Source organism: Viridibacillus arenosi (assembly GCF_001955655.1).
Lineage (GTDB): Bacteria > Bacillota > Bacilli > Bacillales_A > Planococcaceae > Viridibacillus > Viridibacillus arenosi.
This window is the reverse complement of record NZ_MSPW01000008.1, coordinates 38,940-54,276: the sequence shown is the minus strand read 5'-3', so window position 1 is coordinate 54,276 and position 15,337 is coordinate 38,940. Positions and strand designations below refer to the sequence as shown.

Sequence of the window (15,337 nt, the reverse complement as noted above, 5' to 3'; positions counted from 1 at the left end):
GTTAAATGAAAAGAGCTATACTGGCATGTATTTGTACAATTTTTGCACTCTTTTTAATCTATAATATTACACAGCAATTACCTATTCTATTTCAATCAACAACAGAAAAAAAAGAATACCTCTTTTTACTGTTACGTATTATAGCCATATTATCACTAGCAGACACAGTGATTAAATTAGCAAGTCCAGAACGAGAATCAGAATAATAAGTCGGAGGTAAAAGATGTTTAAAGTCCATCGTTATATAGCCTATTTGATATTTCATAAAACCAAAACATTATTTTAACGCATGCTGATACTTTGTTTTACAATAATAGGGGCATCTCTAAATTAGAGATGTCCCTTCCTTTGTGAGTAAGTTCATGATGTCATCTTTTAAATAAAACCAGTTATTTAATGCGTTTAATCTTAGCACTACCTTCTAAATAATTAATAATTTGGATAGGCCTGTAGTTTTAAGGTAATTGGATTTTGTAATGTATCTTCCGGAATCCTAAAGATGGAATCAAAAAAATTGCGTCCCCCATCAATGAAATGATTATCTGAACTAAAGCAATAGATATTTTCTTTTAGTTAGCATCCACTCCAGATGAAAAGAAAGTATATGATGAAGATCTATCAGATTTAAGCTTACTTTAAAGCTCTTCTTCTTTATATTTTCAATATGAAGTGGATACTGTTTAGATTAAGAAAATACTTCTTTTTTGTCAAAATCGATGACGACTTCTCTTTCTTTGGCAACACTTTAACATCTCTTATGCGCAGATATAACTCTTTAGGTTTGCGAAAAACAGAACCCCCTTAATTCCAAATTTTGTATTATAATGGATATATCCTTTTAGAAAAGGGAGGGGTTTTTTGTTCAAGGTAAATCTAACTAGGAAAAAACTCAGTTTTTTTTCTATTTTCATGGTCTTATTCTGTTTAATAGCTGGAATTCTAGCTTACTCTTTTAATATTTATCCTGGGGGTTATTCAATAAAGGAGAATTCAGAAGAAGTAACTGTAATAAAAAAGAATTTTTCCGAAAAAGATAAACATACTTTTGAGATTTCAGAAGAAAACGAACTAATAATCTTCTTAATAAAAAATGATGTCAAACAATTACTTACTATGTGGTTAGTAATCATTTTTAGTGTATCTTCATTGTTAATTAATTTAGTAAATCTACTTCATAGAAAAGAAAAAATCGTATTTTATATAACTTCCATAATCCTAATAATCCTATTACCATTAGTTATTAATGTTTATATCGGTAAGTTGGATCATATAGAACAATTATTAGAAATTTAAAAAAATAATTAAAGAGACTTGACTTCAGTCAAGTCTCTTTCAACTACCTTTTAGACATATTAGTAATAAGGTTCGGTCTATGTATAACTACTGGCCTTGAATTAACCTCTTAGTGTTCCTACACTCCTATAAAATTCAATAAAGAAATAGACACTAAAGCCAATTAGTATTACCCCTGCAAGAACAGAAGCCCATTGAATATATCTAGTGTTTAATACCTTCCTAGTACCAGCAATTATTGTCATTAAGCCAATATCATGTATCAAAATCCCAATTAATATGCCAGATCCTATTACTAGAAAGTTAATCGTATTTGATGCATCAAAAGAATTAATCAAAATCGGTCCAAAAATACTAACCCAAAATACTAAGTTCCCTGGTGAAACCGCTACAAGTAAGCCATTAAAATATGATGATTTTAGTGATTTTGTCGATTTTTCACCTGATAGTGAAATACCATGACCTGCGTTTTTTATACTATCATAGCCGACATAAAGTAAGAATAATGCACCGAGCAACCACAAGAAGGTTTGAATTATAGGAACAGCTAGTACTGAAGCTAAACCAAAATACAATAATAAAATAAGTACTAAATCTACTGTCATTCCACCTAGTCCAACAACCCAACCATGCATAAAACCGTTTTTAAGCCCCTGCTTCGTCATCTCTATTGTAATTGTTCCAACAGGGAGTGCAATGGAAAGCCCTAGTAAAATATTTGTTAAAAATAGTGTAACCAACTAATAACCCCCTTCATATTGCATTTATATATTTATATATATTAATATAAATTGAATTATTATGCAATATAATGAATATTAAAAGAGGGATAAGTTAAATATGCTACACTCCAAGTGAAGTTGCAAAAATAGTGGTTGTCCAGAATTCTACAAAAAATATTAAATAGCTTCTTTTTTACAACCCTAGTCTTTCATCATCCTTTTCGAATAACGAACTAACGTCATCTCGCTATTGATTTCTACTTCTACTCCAGTTTTACAATAACCTAATTTTTCATAAAAATAGCAATTCCGCTTCTCTTGTTTTATCGTATCAAGTTCCCATTGAAGTGTTTTATTGTATTTTTGTTCTACTTGTTTAAAAACTTCTTGAGCGATTCCTTTGCCTTGAAAAATCGGATGAATATATACCGGACTTATTCTTGTTCGGTTATTTTCTTTTGGAACAATCCTAATCCCTCCAGCTATATTTTGTCCAAAGTAAATTACATAGTAATCTGAATACGTTTCAGCTATTCTATTTGCTAACTTTTCAATTGGTTCATTCGCCGGGTTGGTTTTAAGGTCATTGTATTTTATTAATAGAGGCATAAAAGCGGCTACTTGGATTTTATGTAATGCTATAAGGTCTTTGTTTGTCGCTTCTCTTAAAGTAATTTGCTTAGACATTTATTACACCCCTTATTTTGGAAATAATGTTATACGTATTGTCCCATACTTACTTGAAAATTAAAATTAATTATTAGTTTTTTTATAAATTGCCTGATTTCTTAACTATTGTGTAAAGATTAATGTTCATCAATTAAAGAACTTAGAACGAAATAAAAAAAGACCTTGAAAAGCTCCTAATTATGATCCTTTTATTTAACGATGATAATTTTTATATCGAGCAGATTACCTATTCCGATGATGAAGATAAGTAAGAGCGATAGGCTTAAAGTGAGTAACATAGCTGTAAAGTCTTCGTCACTTTCCCCTACTCCTTTTTCAAATACATTATATTAAGTTGCAAAAATTGTTACTGTTGGTGAAATTATATGCAGATTAGCTATACTATATTTATAGCAACATATTAAGTATGTTGTATATAGTTATTCATATAAGTGCATTGTCTTAAAGTAAATTGAGTAAGTACAGGACCAGACTAAATAGCTAAAGATTTATAAATGCTGTGGATTGGTTACTAAACGGTCGAGGTGATTTATGAAAACAAATATTTCTCAGTTGCAACCTGATAAACTATCAGACTCTCAACTCACAGATCTTCTGTTCAAAAATCTAGAAGATGATAATGAGGTAGGAGATGTGATTTTTGTTCCGGGTAGTAGTAAAGCTGTAATATACCGCTTACCAAAGGCCATACAACTATATAACGAAGGTAGAGCAAAGAAAATATTATTTTCTGGTGGAGTAATTTGGGAAGGCACAAACTTTACTGAGGCACAATTATTAAAACAAAGGGCGATTGAATTGGGAATCCCCGAAGAGGATATTTTAACGGAAGACCTATCACTTCATACGAAAGAAAACGTCCTTGCTTCCTTACTCATACTAGATCGTGCATTTGAACTACATAACATTAAGAGAATTATAGTTGTTACTACTAGATATCACATGCGAAGAACGCTTTTAAATCTCAAAACCTTTATGCCTAATTGGATCCACTATTCAATATGTGCTGTAGATGACAATACTACTAAGGCTACTAACTGGTTTGAAAATCCTTATGGTAGAAAAAGAGTAGAAATGGAAGCAAATAAAATTATTAAATACGTTACTCAAGGGAGTATTATGGATGAATTAATTGATCTATCCGAATGTTGATTATGATTTTGGATAGTAAGTTTATGTAATGACTGTTATGTAAGGCAGTCATTTTTGATTGATTTTTCGGAGAAATATCAAAAAAAAGTGCAGCTTATCACCATTTATTTATGTTATCATTTATTATAAATATTCCCATTAATAGCAAACACCCCTCTGCTAATTTGGATTCGATTATCAAATTCATCCATGAAATTCTAAAACAAGTTAAGGAGTGACGCCAATGTAGACAACAATCTTCTCTTGAACAATTAAATAAGAGGGGTTGTTTGTGTTGAAAAATAAATCATTTCGTGCATTGCTGGCAGGAGAGTCTTTAGCCAATGCAGGAGATACATTTTACATTGTGGCTCTCATTACAACTGTTTTTAGTGTGACAGATTCTTTGTTTTATGTTTCTTTAGTTCCTGTCATTAATTTATCTGGTGGATTCTTGGGTGGATTGGTTGCACCGCTTTTAATTGACCGACATAAATTAAGATCAATTTTATTAAATTCTCAATTATTGAAGACCTGTCTATTACTTTTGTTATCACTGTATGTATCACTATTCCTATCAATTGATACGTTTGTGATCATTTATCTACTTATTTTTTGTACTAATTTTTTGGATGGCTTCGCCTATCCCACTAGTAGTGCGATTATTCCAGAGCTTATTGAAGAGACTTACTTGTTAAAAGCAAATAGTCTCATGTCATCTGTTTATCAGTTCATTAATATGGCCGGATGGGCAGTTGGTGGCATTTTGGCAGTGCTTTTGCATTCGAGTGGATTGTTAATTTTAACGTTTATCTTGTATGTATTGTCCACATTCTTATTATCATTTATTAAAGTCGAAGATAAGAAAGATGCTACAACATCAACTAATAAAGAAAGTAATCTGCATTCCTTTTTAGAGGGATGGAAATTAATATTGGTAGATAATAAGTTGCGTATTCTTCAAATCACTCTGTTTTTAGGTTCAATTGCAGGTCCTGTCTGGGTATCTTCAATCATTTACCCCTTTATAGAGTTACGACTGCATGAAGGTACTGAATGGTGGGGCTATATTAATGCAGCTTTCTTTTTAGGTTTATTTTTTGGTGGTTTGATCGGGTATAAGAAGTCTGTTTTAATTGACCGAAACATCCATATTGTCATATTGATATGTAGCTTTGTTGGCTTTTTAATGACTCTTTTGTTTGGGATCAATAGTTCCCCATTACTCGCTCTTTTAGTGAGTTGTATCTATGGTTTATTTTACGAATTAAGTATGATCGCCATTAATACACTCATTCAAGGTAGGGTCAAAGAAAAACTTCTAGCAAAAGTATATGCTGCACAAAGTTCTATAACTATGGCTACTTTTGCTGTCTCCACTCTGATCATGGGTGTCATAGGAGAACGTTATAATATCGTTGCTGTATATATGGTTTCTTCAATTGTTTTATTGTTGTCATTTTTGATTCTTTTGATTAAGAAAAAACACTTAGTAGTTGATACGAATCAAAGCGTCGATATTGAATAATCTAATAGTAAATATATAGCATTACTTAATAAGAATTAAAAAAACGTCCATTCTTGTTCAAATATGAACTGAGTGGACGTTTCTTTTTTAAGCATTCTATTTTCTATTCTTTTACTCCACGAAAAGTTAATAAATATTATTTAGTTTCGTACCTATCCATTCAAAAACCCGCTTATAAGAATCAACCTTATTCAAGTGTAAAAATTTATTATTACGATGAAGAATTTTCAACGGACGTCCGAGAACTATCGAATTATAAGTTAAAATAGATGAAGAATGCTACAATTACGATTAAAATGATTGTTTCAAGAAAATTATAATCCTGGTCTTTTTTATTACGGATTTGTTCTCGATAAAGCCGTTGAATTTGTTTTTTATTCGCAAACTTCATCAATATTCCCCCAACCAATCATAATGTGTATTCATGTATAACTGTTATAATAATCCACGGACTTATTATCTATTTATTACTTATAATACCATTTCATTAATTTTTATCTATAATTTTTTGAATTACTTATATTATTGTATGCTGGGATATGCTTTCTTCTAAAGGTATAGGCCCAAGTACATTTTTTCACTAATTTCTTTCAAGCAGTTTTTCAATATTACATAACGTTTCATTAGCAAGATGGTTAATCAATCAATAGTAAAAACGGCCATAATTAGCAATCTTATTATGAAAATTATTTAGATGTTGGTGGTGAAAACAATTTCCCCTAGTGTTTTATTAGATTTATAAAATTCCACTTAACCTACACCCTTTACCTTTCAACAATTCTATAATCAATTTCTAAAAATGGAATACCAAAAATCTTCATCTTATGAAGTGCTGTTAGATGGCCTGTATGCGTTTCTGTAATTGTAAAATGTTCGGATAATGGCAGCTTGAATAGAAATTTTCCTGCTCCTAAATAAATTCCTTCATCCCCACTACCTTCACTCTTTAATATTAGTCGCCCGTCTATTTCCTCAAGTTGTAAAATACCGATCATGGAGGAATGCGGTAAAGGCAATGCAATATTCATATATGTTCTACCTGCTGTATTATGCTGCGAATAGATGGCCACAAAGGCGGTTTGCTCCCCCACTTTACGAATCCAAGCACGTGGTTTAACTCTACCATCCACTCCCGTATCAATTTTTTTTATTTCCCCCGTCATTTCAGTTTCTTTACTTGAAATCGGTAAGTTTAATTGTTGCATTTGTTTGCTAATTAACTTATAACACATAGCAAACGGTTTAAACCAAGTCGCCCATTTAATAGAAGCAATTAGTTGATATCGATCCGTTTGCTCATAAAACTCTATAATTGTTTTTGTTAATGCTTTTGTATCAACAAAAGCACTCAAGTCATCCACAAGGCCTGGATGTGAGTCACCGGTTACTATCAATTTCCCACGAACTTGGCTTATTGGAAATTCCCATGAAAGCTGTTTTGTTTTTGGTGAAGACATCGCCCATCCAACTACACCGAGTAGCCCGAAGATAATACAGTTAAAAAAGCCGTGAAAAGCAAGCATAAAGTCAATACGAATTATCCATTCACCAAATGCATTTCCTAACGCATAAAGGAATGAAAATATAATCGTCACAGCTAGAGCACTAAAAGAAAGACGGATACATACAGCTTGTATACGCGTTGCAAAATGGGTTTGAAATGCCAGTAAAACAAGACTATAAATAGCGAATATATACATTAAAACCGAGATCACTTCGAGTATTGGCCAAAATGTAATACCTATTGCAACAAGCATAGGTCCTGACAAAATCATCGGGGCAATCCATCTATACAACTTTGAATCATGCAATCTGCCAAAAAGGCCAAGAGAAATACACAATAAAAACGCGGAATAATGAAAATGAATGCCCGTCAACCAAGTTATCAGTGGACTAAACCCTGTATTTACTCCTGCTATATAGGAAAAGAACCAAAGTCCCCCGACAAATAAATACATCATGCCAATATCTATTGAAATTTCTGCCCAGTTTACAAAGCCTCGTCGCAAGAATCGCTTCGCTCCTAGTAATGCCACAAATAAAGTAAATGCGACGTAAATTAATGCAAGTATGATTGACCAGGTGCTAGATGAAATAATATGTAAAATAAATATAGAAACCATTCCTGTGAAAATAATAAAGCGATGTAACCTTTTTATTTTTATGATTAGTTGAAGTATTACGGGCACAAATATTAACTGTGCTGCTGTTAACATTAGAAAAAAAGGCTGTTGCTTTGTGAACAGACTGCTTGCGATAAAAAGAATGAAACCTATCATCGTTATTGAACTAAAAAGTGTGTTCCTTGAATTCACCTGCGTAAGCCATCACCTTTCCTATAATTGGGTTATGAATAAATACATGAATCGAAAATAATTCACGTACTTCATCATAACCTTCTTCCACTATGACACGACCTTCTAATACTCGTGGAATTGGCACTTCTAACTTCCCTATAACTACGCGCTGAAAACCTGACCGAATAAGTAATCGACCTTCATTTGTCACATTAAATTTTAAATCTGAATATAAAAGACTTGGATCTCCTAAATAATCCTTTACAACTTTGCGCCTAGTATCAATAGACATAAATGCATTAAAACATCTTGTCCTCTCTTCAAAATAGAAGGTACGTTCCCAATATACTTCTACTTCACCATTCGGGGATAATTTACATGTATTTTTAATCGTAAATGGCACGTCTTGACCGTTTTCAGGGAACAAAAATTTCCAGTTACTAGCAAACTTTAAGAATGGAGTTAACCATCTAGCGCCCGTTTCTATTTTTGACATCTTACCGATCGCGAAAAATGGTACATCTATTGGTAGTGCATAACGTGCTTGTAGTTTAGGATGGAGTTTGTGGAATTCTTCCCCCAAAAGGTTTTGATAAATTGTCATCCTACCCCCTCCCTCTTTTACGAATACAGCTTGACGCAGTTGGCAAATCTTTTGACATATAGAAACCTATAATAGATAGAACCCATAGGCTCATATTAAATGTAACCGGATTGAATGGATGTGTTGCGATTGCAGGATCTGCAAGTAAAGCACTAATTGTTAACATAGGGAACACTATAATTTGAAATGCAAATAATCGCATTTTGTTACGATATAGTAGCCAGACAAGTGCAAATAAAATATCAAGTATTCCGATTATGCTTACCGCTTTTATAGCAGCTGTTCCATCTATTGCCGTTAAACTCGATAACATAGCCACCTCCTCAGGATGCTTAGCAACCAGTTTCGGTATAAACCCTTGATACAGCCAAACGAAAATAAACAAAAGAGTTATAACAGAGCTTCCAAAAAAACGTAAATATTGTGTTCTAGGGACTTCTCCCTTTTCAACCCAACGCTTCAGAACATCAAAACTAAGAGCTGTTGCCCAGCCCATAACCGGACGGAAAAATAGATCTAGTAGCCGTCCTAGCATTCCATAACGTACTTTATAGTCATATTGCGTTAAAAATGTCAGTCCCTTTTCTGTCTGTACATATTGCCAATAGCCTCTACCTTCACTAATTGGTGAGATTTTCTGGTCAGTCCCAAAATGAAGCGAGGAGGTTCTAGTGCCATCATTCTTGTTATGTATACCATTACTTTTACCCCAACCCACTACCTTAAAGCCGAACCCGATTTTCGTTTCATATAACAGAAAAACTAGCCCACAAAATGCCTTTTTGAATTCCCCTTGCTTGAAGACAAAAAAATACCATTGTAATAATTATAGGTAAATAAAAATCCATAACTTACCTCAATTTTTGGTGATTAGGTTAATGTTAACAAAAAAGGCCTGTATTAAATAGGTATAAAAAATAGCCTATACTTTTAAAAAGTATAGGCTATTAAAATCAACTCAATCTGTTTTCAATTTAGAATATAAATTGAGGTCGATAAATTTTCCATTAGATTTTTCTGATTGTCTTAGTGTTCCTTCGAATACAAAGTTTAACTTTTGCAAAACCTTTATGGAATTTATATTTTCAGGTTCTACTTTTGCTTCGATTCTATTTAACTCTAAAGACCTAAATGCATAATCTAACAAAGCACTGATTGCTTCAGTGGCATATCCCTTACCCCAAAATGATTTAGCGAGGTCATAACCGATTTCCACTTTGGCATTTTCAAAATCTATGGAGTTAAAACCACATGAACCGATAATTTCGTTAGATTCCAACTCAATGATCGCGTAACGCACAGCTTTGTCTTCTTGAGCCAATTCATCTAATAGTTCTATCATATCTTTTGCTTGGTTTTCATCAGTAAAACTGCTGATATTCATGAATTTAGCAACGTCTGGGTCAGACCAAATCCTAAATAAACTAGGAGAATCCGATACCCTCATTTTTCTTAATAATAATCTTTTTGTGTGTAGTTCTGTAATCAATACTTTTCCCTCCATTATGTTTTTGTAATTGGGTTAAAGTTATTGATATCTGCGCATAGTTCAGTCCCTTCAGTGTAAAATCTGGTTTTATTATACAAAAATTAGTTAGTTAACACAAATAGAAAATTGTAAATTCTATTGTTCATGGAAATCAAGACATTCAATCAAACCACTGACTTCTCAATTGAAGTTAGTTCAGAGTAAATGGTAAATAACAATATCGGCTTACTGTAATACAATTGGCTGGGCAAAATCAAATTGGCACCATACTAAAATAGTTAGCTGAATACTTTAAACTTCACTCAAATTCATTAGGCGATTCCATGGTATTAAAACCCACTTTTTTACAATATTATTTACAAAAGGAAATATATACCTTATTATTTTGTAAAAGGAGGGCTTTCAATGACGATTCTTTCTATTAACAATCTTTCCATGAGCTATAAAAAACAAAAAGTACTAGATAACATAAATCTTACTATTAACTCACCCGGTATATGGGCTTTAGTGGGTCCGAATGGAACAGGAAAAACTACTTTTTTAAATACAGTTACTAATCTAATTCCCGCCACTTCAGGAAAAGTAACATTGGTAGGGAAGCCAAATACTGATACTTCTGTCTTTAAAGAAGTCGCTTTCTTGCAAGATAATACGGTTCTCTTTGATTATTTGAATGGCTATGATCATCTCAAATACATATGTGAGGTACAAAAAATTAATAAAAATCGTATTCAAGAAGTAGCTAAATATGTAGGAATGGAAAAGTATCTAAAGAAAACGGTCGGAAACTATTCATTAGGTATGAAACAGCATCTGCTTTTGGCAATGACCATCATAAATAAACCAAAGTTGTTGTTACTTGATGAACCATTAAATGGCTTAGACCCTACTAGCGCTATTTTAATGCGTAAAATTTTGCTTGAACTAGCTGATCAAGGTACAACGATCATCCTATCTTCTCACAACTTATCCGAGATTGATCGTGTGACAAAGCAAATATTGTTCTTAAAAGATGGACAAATAATAGAAGAAGATATGAACCAACACGAAACGACATACTATCATTTTATTGTTTCTGATTTAGTAAGGGCAGTTAAACTACTAACTGCAGAGAATTATCAAATTGGACAAACTGAACACGGATTTAAAGTAGTGCTTGGAAGCCATTTACTACAACATTTATTTGACTTATTAAAAAAGGAAAAAATCGATATTTTAGACGTTCAAAAAGAGATAGTCGGTTCGGAAAAACGATATGAAGAAATCTTTGAAGTGTGAGGTAGATGAATATGAAACTCATATTATTCGAACTAAAAAAGATGATTCGTACGAAAGGTGTTCCTATACTGCTCCTCTTAACTGTGCTATTTATTTGCGGCCTTTTTATGCGCAATGTCATCCAGCAGGATGTATTGCAAACTAAGAAAATAGAAAAGTTTTCTAAATATAGATCAAATGTTATTAGTCAATACCAAACCGACAGAGAAGAAATATTAAAAGGTCCAAATGCCGAAATCGAAGCTAGACTTGAAATTGGAGGCACATTATATGACAAACTGGAAAAACTTATTACAGCAATTGAAGATAAGAAATGGAAAAAAGAATTAAAAGCTGAAATTGAAGTGTATCAATCAGCCTTACATTATAAAGAATTAGAAGGTAGTTTTGTATTAAATGATAATGATATGCAAAAAACAATTAAGCAAAATGAAGAACTACTGAAGCGTAGCTTACCAAAAGAAGATTTAGATTACTCGATTCAAACAACAGTATTTATGAAAAAAGTTATCTCATTACTGTTCAACACTGCAGGTATAATTATTGTCTTACTTGTATTAGCTACCTTAATTACAAAAGAGTTTGAAGATCATAATATGCAATTGGTCTATTCACTGCCTATTGCTAGAAATAAATTAATTGGAGTCAAGTTTTTCAGCTTACTTATTGTAGGATTGGTTTGGTTATCAACAGTATTTTTAGTTTCTTATGCTCTTCCAACCTTATTTGGAATAAATGTCGGTAAAATTTTCACTTACCCTCTCTTTACTAACGAAGAAAACTTTATAAATTCTAGAGTTTATATAAAACAAACCATTATTTATAGTATAAGTTTCATTGGATTTTCAATAGCTACTATCCTATTCCTTAGCTTTTTCATAAGAAATTCAATTGTTAATAGTTTAGTCATTTTGATGCTTTTTTGTGGCGGCTTACTTGTGACAAATAGTGGTTTTAATTCTATTTGGAACCCTTTCTCCTACCAAAATATCGATTTTGTTGTATTAAATACGCCCGACTATTATCCATTAGGAGCTGTTGTACTTATAGGTTTTATGATTTTACTACTCCTTTTAACAATACTTAGTAATAGAAAGAGAGGAATTTAATATGAGGAGACTCTTTCTTTTCGAAGGTAAAAAAGTCTTGAAAAAGAAAACGACTTGGGCTGCATTTTTTTTAACAATTGCCGCAGTCATTGGGTTATACTTTTTTAACTATTCATTAGCTAAAAGTATTCAGCAAGGGAATAGAGCACGCTTAGAATACATTATTGAAACATTTCAAAAGTGGACAAAAGATGCAGAAGTTGAGAAAAAAGAAGCTAAAAAAGAAGGAAGTCGTAAGAAAGTAAAGTCTTTAACCGATGATATTAAAAGGAATCAAAAAAGCATTTCAAAATATACATCACAGAAAGAAAATTATATTAATGAAGATTGGCATAAGCTTTATAAGGAACAGATACCAGATTTGCAATATTGGATAGATAACTTTGATAGTTACTCCCGTGGATACGATGATCAGATCATTAATAATTTTACTGGCCGTGCAACATTGGAAGAAATATTGTTAATAGATAAAAATGATGTTACACCTTTCATTCAAAATAGTATCTATACCCCTTACTTACCGACAATTTACGATGAATTTACCGGGACTGTCAAGGAAGAATGGGGACAAGAAACAAAACGTTACGGTACAACCGGCCTAACTTATATATATCAATTGATCCAACACCTTTATATACCTATCTTAATTTTAATAGGGTGTTTTATTTTTGCAAATAATGTTTCATCTGATATTAGTAACAAGAAAAAAGGATTAAACTTTTATTTTGTACTTCCTATTCATAAAAAGAAGCTATTCATTGCAAAATATCTTAGTGGCTTTATTTATACATTAGGTTTTGTTGTATTCATGCTACTTGTTCCCTTACTTTGTAGTTTATTTACTAAAGGTTTAGGCAGCTTCAAATACCCTGTACTTATTTATGAAGGTTCAGAACCGAATCCGTTTAATAGCGAGTATAATACATTAGATCCTTTAAAAGATCAGTTTCATTTTATTAACTTAAGTAGTTATTTATTGCAAGCGTTATTACTGTCTATTGTCTTGGTCATTTTTTTGTATTCGATTTATTATGTTCTATCACTATTTGTAAGGAATCCAATTGTAACGGCAATCCTTGTTGGTATCATTACTTTTTTGGGGATGAAGTATCCAGCAGCTTATAACCCTTTCACATATGTTGATATTCATAAAGTATTGAATGGAGAAACAGCAACGTTGGCCTTTAATCCAGCAATTGATTTGCAAAATGGCATATTTGTATTACTTGGGGTTGGATGTTTGATGATTCTCTTAGGGTATATACGGTTTAGTAAACTCTCTAACTAGAAGTCCATAAAAAGACAAATTGTATTAATCATAATATAACAGAGATCATAAAGTATGATTATTTTTATCCCAACAATAAGAGCCTTGCTACTCTTTTCATGTAGCAAGGCTCTTATTTGTTATTTAGTTTTGGATTATTAAAACTATAACTTATCAAAAATGAGATGTTAACATCTTTTAACCTAAAGCTGAATATATGATACAGCTCTCTATTATAGATTTCCTCTTAATAAACGCTCTCTATGTACATTACTTAATTTTATATATTTAAACGTATCATTCTGTAACTCTTCATAGATTGTATTAAAAGTAGAGAATGCTAAATTATATTGTTCTTTGGTAATCCAACCTTTATCTAAAGCCTCTTCAATTTCTTCTAAATCTTTTTTTATTATTTCCCCTGTAGGTAAGACAATTAAATCTAAAAATAGGTCCTCCATATAAGGTACACCATTCTCGATACCATTATGAGTTGTAATATCTATATACCATTGAATAATTTCATTCGATTCGTTGAACATTGTAGTAATTGCAAAGTGTTCTTTCTCAGGAAGCTGTTGAAGCCAAGAATAACCATTGTCGACAATACATATTTTCTTGTTACAATGGTACGTCCATAATGGTTCTTTTACTTTGTTTAAAGTTAATAAAGAAATATACCCTGAAAAACTTGTATCAGAAATATATAATTGTTTGAATTCACGCTCTAAGATTCTAGTCCAATCTTCTCTAGTAACAAATCGTTTTTTTAACAAAGTGAGCTCACTCTTTTCTCATTATTATTAAATAATCGAACTCAGTTATATCAGCTAAATCCTTTACATTTGCATACCGAATAAAAGCCACTACAGCCACCCCTTATACTTCAATTACTCCTAAGATAGATTCCTTGAAAGGCATAATATATCCTCTATACTCTTCAGTTAAAGAATCTGGTATTTGGTTGATATTAAAATATTTTAAATCGCCAGTTTCTTCTTGGTCTTTTTTCATTTTACCTGTAATATTTCTCGTTATATAAACTGCGGTTACTGAATATACTTCATCACTATTTACTACATTACTATCATAACTTTCACCAGAAAATACACCTAACAATTGTAAATCATCAATAATAAAACCTGTCTCCTCTAACACTGCTCTTTTCGCTGTTTCTTCTAAACTTTCACCCTGCTCCATTAAACCACCGGGCAATTCCCAGACACCGTCCGATCTGTGTTGCAATAATAGCTCATTCATTTCATTCACTATAAGTACAACAGACCCTGGTAAGATTAATGGATGATTTCCAACTAGTTTTCTTATTTCACTTACATAGCTCATACAATCCACTTCCTCTCATTTAATATAGCTTCGATAATTAAAGTTTACTTTTTCTTTGTTGGAAAGAACACGTAAGAGATGCTAATCAGCCCGTCTATTACTAAGACAACCGACCATAATTTCCAAACTTGATAAAGTGCTATTGTCTGCTCGTCTTTCCCTAGTATTAGCAGCATACCCCATAAAATTAAAGACCCTATAACATAGGCAATAATATGCTGTACAAACCCTTTCGCTTCACGCTTTCCCTTTTCTTTCCCATATAATTTTTTAGGTCGTTCGCCAGTTTTTAATATATACCTTTTAAATTGTTGATCTGCCCACTCGATCATTTGCTTTCCATAGGCAATAGATACACCTATATAAATAGCTGATAGTCCGTGAAAAGTATTTGCGGTTGCTCCATTTTTTAAATCTAACGCCGTCAGTACTATCAGTACGAGATCGATTAAGGGTGTTGCAGCTAATACCCAAATGCTTATACGCTTTAATTTCAAAATGTAGCGTAATACTAATCCAGCTACAATTAATAGCCAAAAAGCAATTTCTGCTCCAATAATAAAATAAATAATCATTTCCTTACCC

Annotated in this window: 17 protein-coding genes; 7 read left to right on the top strand and 10 right to left on the bottom strand. The window is 32.1% G+C overall.

Features of this window, described 5'->3' with window-relative positions:
* Positions 1-5: 5 nt before the first annotated feature.
* Positions 6-206, top strand: a complete 201-nt coding sequence (locus BK137_RS14630) for a hypothetical protein (RefSeq protein ID WP_038185580.1) — start codon at positions 6-8, stop codon at positions 204-206.
* A gap of 652 nt (positions 207-858) precedes the next feature.
* Positions 859-1,293 carry a hypothetical protein gene (locus tag BK137_RS14625; RefSeq protein ID WP_038185583.1) on the top strand — a complete coding sequence of 145 codons (435 nt, stop codon included), beginning with the start codon at positions 859-861 and terminating at the stop codon, positions 1,291-1,293.
* A gap of 101 nt (positions 1,294-1,394) precedes the next feature.
* Here the strand turns inward: BK137_RS14625 and BK137_RS14620 are convergent, their stop codons facing one another.
* The gene (locus tag BK137_RS14620) at positions 1,395-2,033 is read right to left on the bottom strand and encodes a LysE family transporter (protein ID WP_038185586.1); all 639 of its coding nucleotides are present in this window, start codon (positions 2,031-2,033) and stop codon (positions 1,395-1,397) included.
* 183 nt (positions 2,034-2,216) lie between these two features.
* Positions 2,217-2,702, bottom strand: a complete 486-nt coding sequence (locus BK137_RS14615) for a GNAT family N-acetyltransferase (RefSeq protein WP_038185587.1) — start codon at positions 2,700-2,702, stop codon at positions 2,217-2,219.
* A gap of 534 nt (positions 2,703-3,236) precedes the next feature.
* Between BK137_RS14615 and BK137_RS14610 the strand changes: the two genes are divergently transcribed.
* Both BK137_RS14610 and BK137_RS14605 read left to right on the top strand, forming a co-directional pair.
* The gene (locus tag BK137_RS14610) at positions 3,237-3,857 is read left to right on the top strand and encodes a YdcF family protein (RefSeq protein ID WP_038185590.1); all 621 of its coding nucleotides are present in this window, start codon (positions 3,237-3,239) and stop codon (positions 3,855-3,857) included.
* A gap of 274 nt (positions 3,858-4,131) precedes the next feature.
* Entirely contained in the window at positions 4,132-5,364 is a 1,233-nt protein-coding gene (locus BK137_RS14605) for an MFS transporter (RefSeq protein ID WP_162148714.1), read from the top strand.
* Positions 5,365-5,617: 253 nt separating this feature from the next.
* Here BK137_RS14605 and BK137_RS22330 read toward each other — a convergent pair whose 3' ends face one another.
* The 5 genes from BK137_RS22330 to BK137_RS14585 form a co-directional block, all read right to left on the bottom strand.
* Positions 5,618-5,755, bottom strand: coding sequence for a hypothetical protein (locus tag BK137_RS22330; RefSeq protein WP_164491932.1), 138 nt, complete (start codon positions 5,753-5,755; stop codon positions 5,618-5,620).
* A gap of 373 nt (positions 5,756-6,128) precedes the next feature.
* Positions 6,129-7,679 carry a YndJ family protein gene (locus BK137_RS14600; RefSeq protein WP_038185594.1) on the bottom strand — a complete coding sequence of 517 codons (1,551 nt, stop codon included), beginning with the start codon at positions 7,677-7,679 and terminating at the stop codon, positions 6,129-6,131.
* Positions 7,654-8,265: a DUF4166 domain-containing protein gene (locus BK137_RS14595; protein WP_038185596.1), complete on the bottom strand. Its 612-nt coding sequence runs from the start codon at positions 8,263-8,265 to the stop codon at positions 7,654-7,656. The genes BK137_RS14600 and BK137_RS14595 overlap by 26 nt, the downstream gene beginning before the upstream one ends.
* A gap of 1 nt (position 8,266) precedes the next feature.
* Positions 8,267-8,983: a DoxX-like family protein gene (locus BK137_RS14590; RefSeq protein WP_235175739.1), complete on the bottom strand. Its 717-nt coding sequence runs from the start codon at positions 8,981-8,983 to the stop codon at positions 8,267-8,269.
* A 240-nt stretch (positions 8,984-9,223) separates the two neighbouring features.
* Positions 9,224-9,754, bottom strand: a complete 531-nt coding sequence (locus BK137_RS14585) for a GNAT family N-acetyltransferase (RefSeq protein WP_038185598.1) — start codon at positions 9,752-9,754, stop codon at positions 9,224-9,226.
* A gap of 405 nt (positions 9,755-10,159) precedes the next feature.
* On the opposite strand from BK137_RS14585, the gene BK137_RS14580 reads away from it, so the two are divergent.
* From BK137_RS14580 to BK137_RS14570, 3 genes are read left to right on the top strand one after another with little or no spacing between them, the layout of a single operon-like run.
* Positions 10,160-11,032 carry an ABC transporter ATP-binding protein gene (locus BK137_RS14580; RefSeq protein WP_038185600.1) on the top strand — a complete coding sequence of 291 codons (873 nt, stop codon included), beginning with the start codon at positions 10,160-10,162 and terminating at the stop codon, positions 11,030-11,032.
* Positions 11,033-11,037: 5 nt separating this feature from the next.
* On the top strand, positions 11,038-12,141 hold the full coding sequence (locus BK137_RS14575) for an ABC transporter permease subunit (RefSeq protein WP_143691061.1): 1,104 nt from the start codon (positions 11,038-11,040) through the stop codon (positions 12,139-12,141).
* 1 nt (position 12,142) lies between these two features.
* Entirely contained in the window at positions 12,143-13,429 is a 1,287-nt protein-coding gene (locus BK137_RS14570) for an ABC-2 family transporter permease (protein ID WP_038185605.1), read from the top strand.
* Positions 13,430-13,641: 212 nt separating this feature from the next.
* Here BK137_RS14570 and BK137_RS14565 read toward each other — a convergent pair whose 3' ends face one another.
* From BK137_RS14565 to BK137_RS14555, 3 genes are all read right to left on the bottom strand, one after another.
* A complete protein-coding gene (locus BK137_RS14565) occupies positions 13,642-14,184 on the bottom strand; it encodes a ribonuclease FAU-1 family protein (RefSeq protein WP_038185608.1) in 543 nt (180 codons plus the stop codon).
* Between the two features lie 103 nt (positions 14,185-14,287).
* On the bottom strand, positions 14,288-14,752 hold the full coding sequence (locus BK137_RS14560) for an NUDIX hydrolase (RefSeq protein ID WP_038185611.1): 465 nt from the start codon (positions 14,750-14,752) through the stop codon (positions 14,288-14,290).
* Between the two features lie 44 nt (positions 14,753-14,796).
* Positions 14,797-15,327, bottom strand: coding sequence for a membrane protein (locus tag BK137_RS14555; protein WP_038185614.1), 531 nt, complete (start codon positions 15,325-15,327; stop codon positions 14,797-14,799).
* Between the last annotated feature and the right edge of the window lie 10 nt (positions 15,328-15,337).

Bases quoted from the DNA above. Each gene is read 5' to 3' on its own strand.
- BK137_RS14630 (WP_038185580.1), top strand. From the start codon at position 6: ATGAAAAGAGCTATACTGGCATGTATTTGTACAATTTTTGCACTCTTT.
- BK137_RS14615 (WP_038185587.1), bottom strand. From the start codon at position 2,702: ATGTCTAAGCAAATTACTTTAAGAGAAGCGACAAACAAAGACCTTATA.
- BK137_RS14610 (WP_038185590.1), top strand. From the start codon at position 3,237: ATGAAAACAAATATTTCTCAGTTGCAACCTGATAAACTATCAGACTCT.
- BK137_RS22330 (WP_164491932.1), bottom strand. From the start codon at position 5,755: ATGAAGTTTGCGAATAAAAAACAAATTCAACGGCTTTATCGAGAACAA.
- BK137_RS14595 (WP_038185596.1), bottom strand. From the start codon at position 8,265: ATGACAATTTATCAAAACCTTTTGGGGGAAGAATTCCACAAACTCCAT.
- BK137_RS14580 (WP_038185600.1), top strand. From the start codon at position 10,160: ATGACGATTCTTTCTATTAACAATCTTTCCATGAGCTATAAAAAACAA.
- BK137_RS14575 (WP_143691061.1), top strand. From the start codon at position 11,038: ATGAATATGAAACTCATATTATTCGAACTAAAAAAGATGATTCGTACG.
- BK137_RS14570 (WP_038185605.1), top strand. From the start codon at position 12,143: ATGAGGAGACTCTTTCTTTTCGAAGGTAAAAAAGTCTTGAAAAAGAAA.
- BK137_RS14560 (WP_038185611.1), bottom strand. From the start codon at position 14,752: ATGAGCTATGTAAGTGAAATAAGAAAACTAGTTGGAAATCATCCATTA.
- BK137_RS14555 (WP_038185614.1), bottom strand. From the start codon at position 15,327: ATGATTATTTATTTTATTATTGGAGCAGAAATTGCTTTTTGGCTATTA.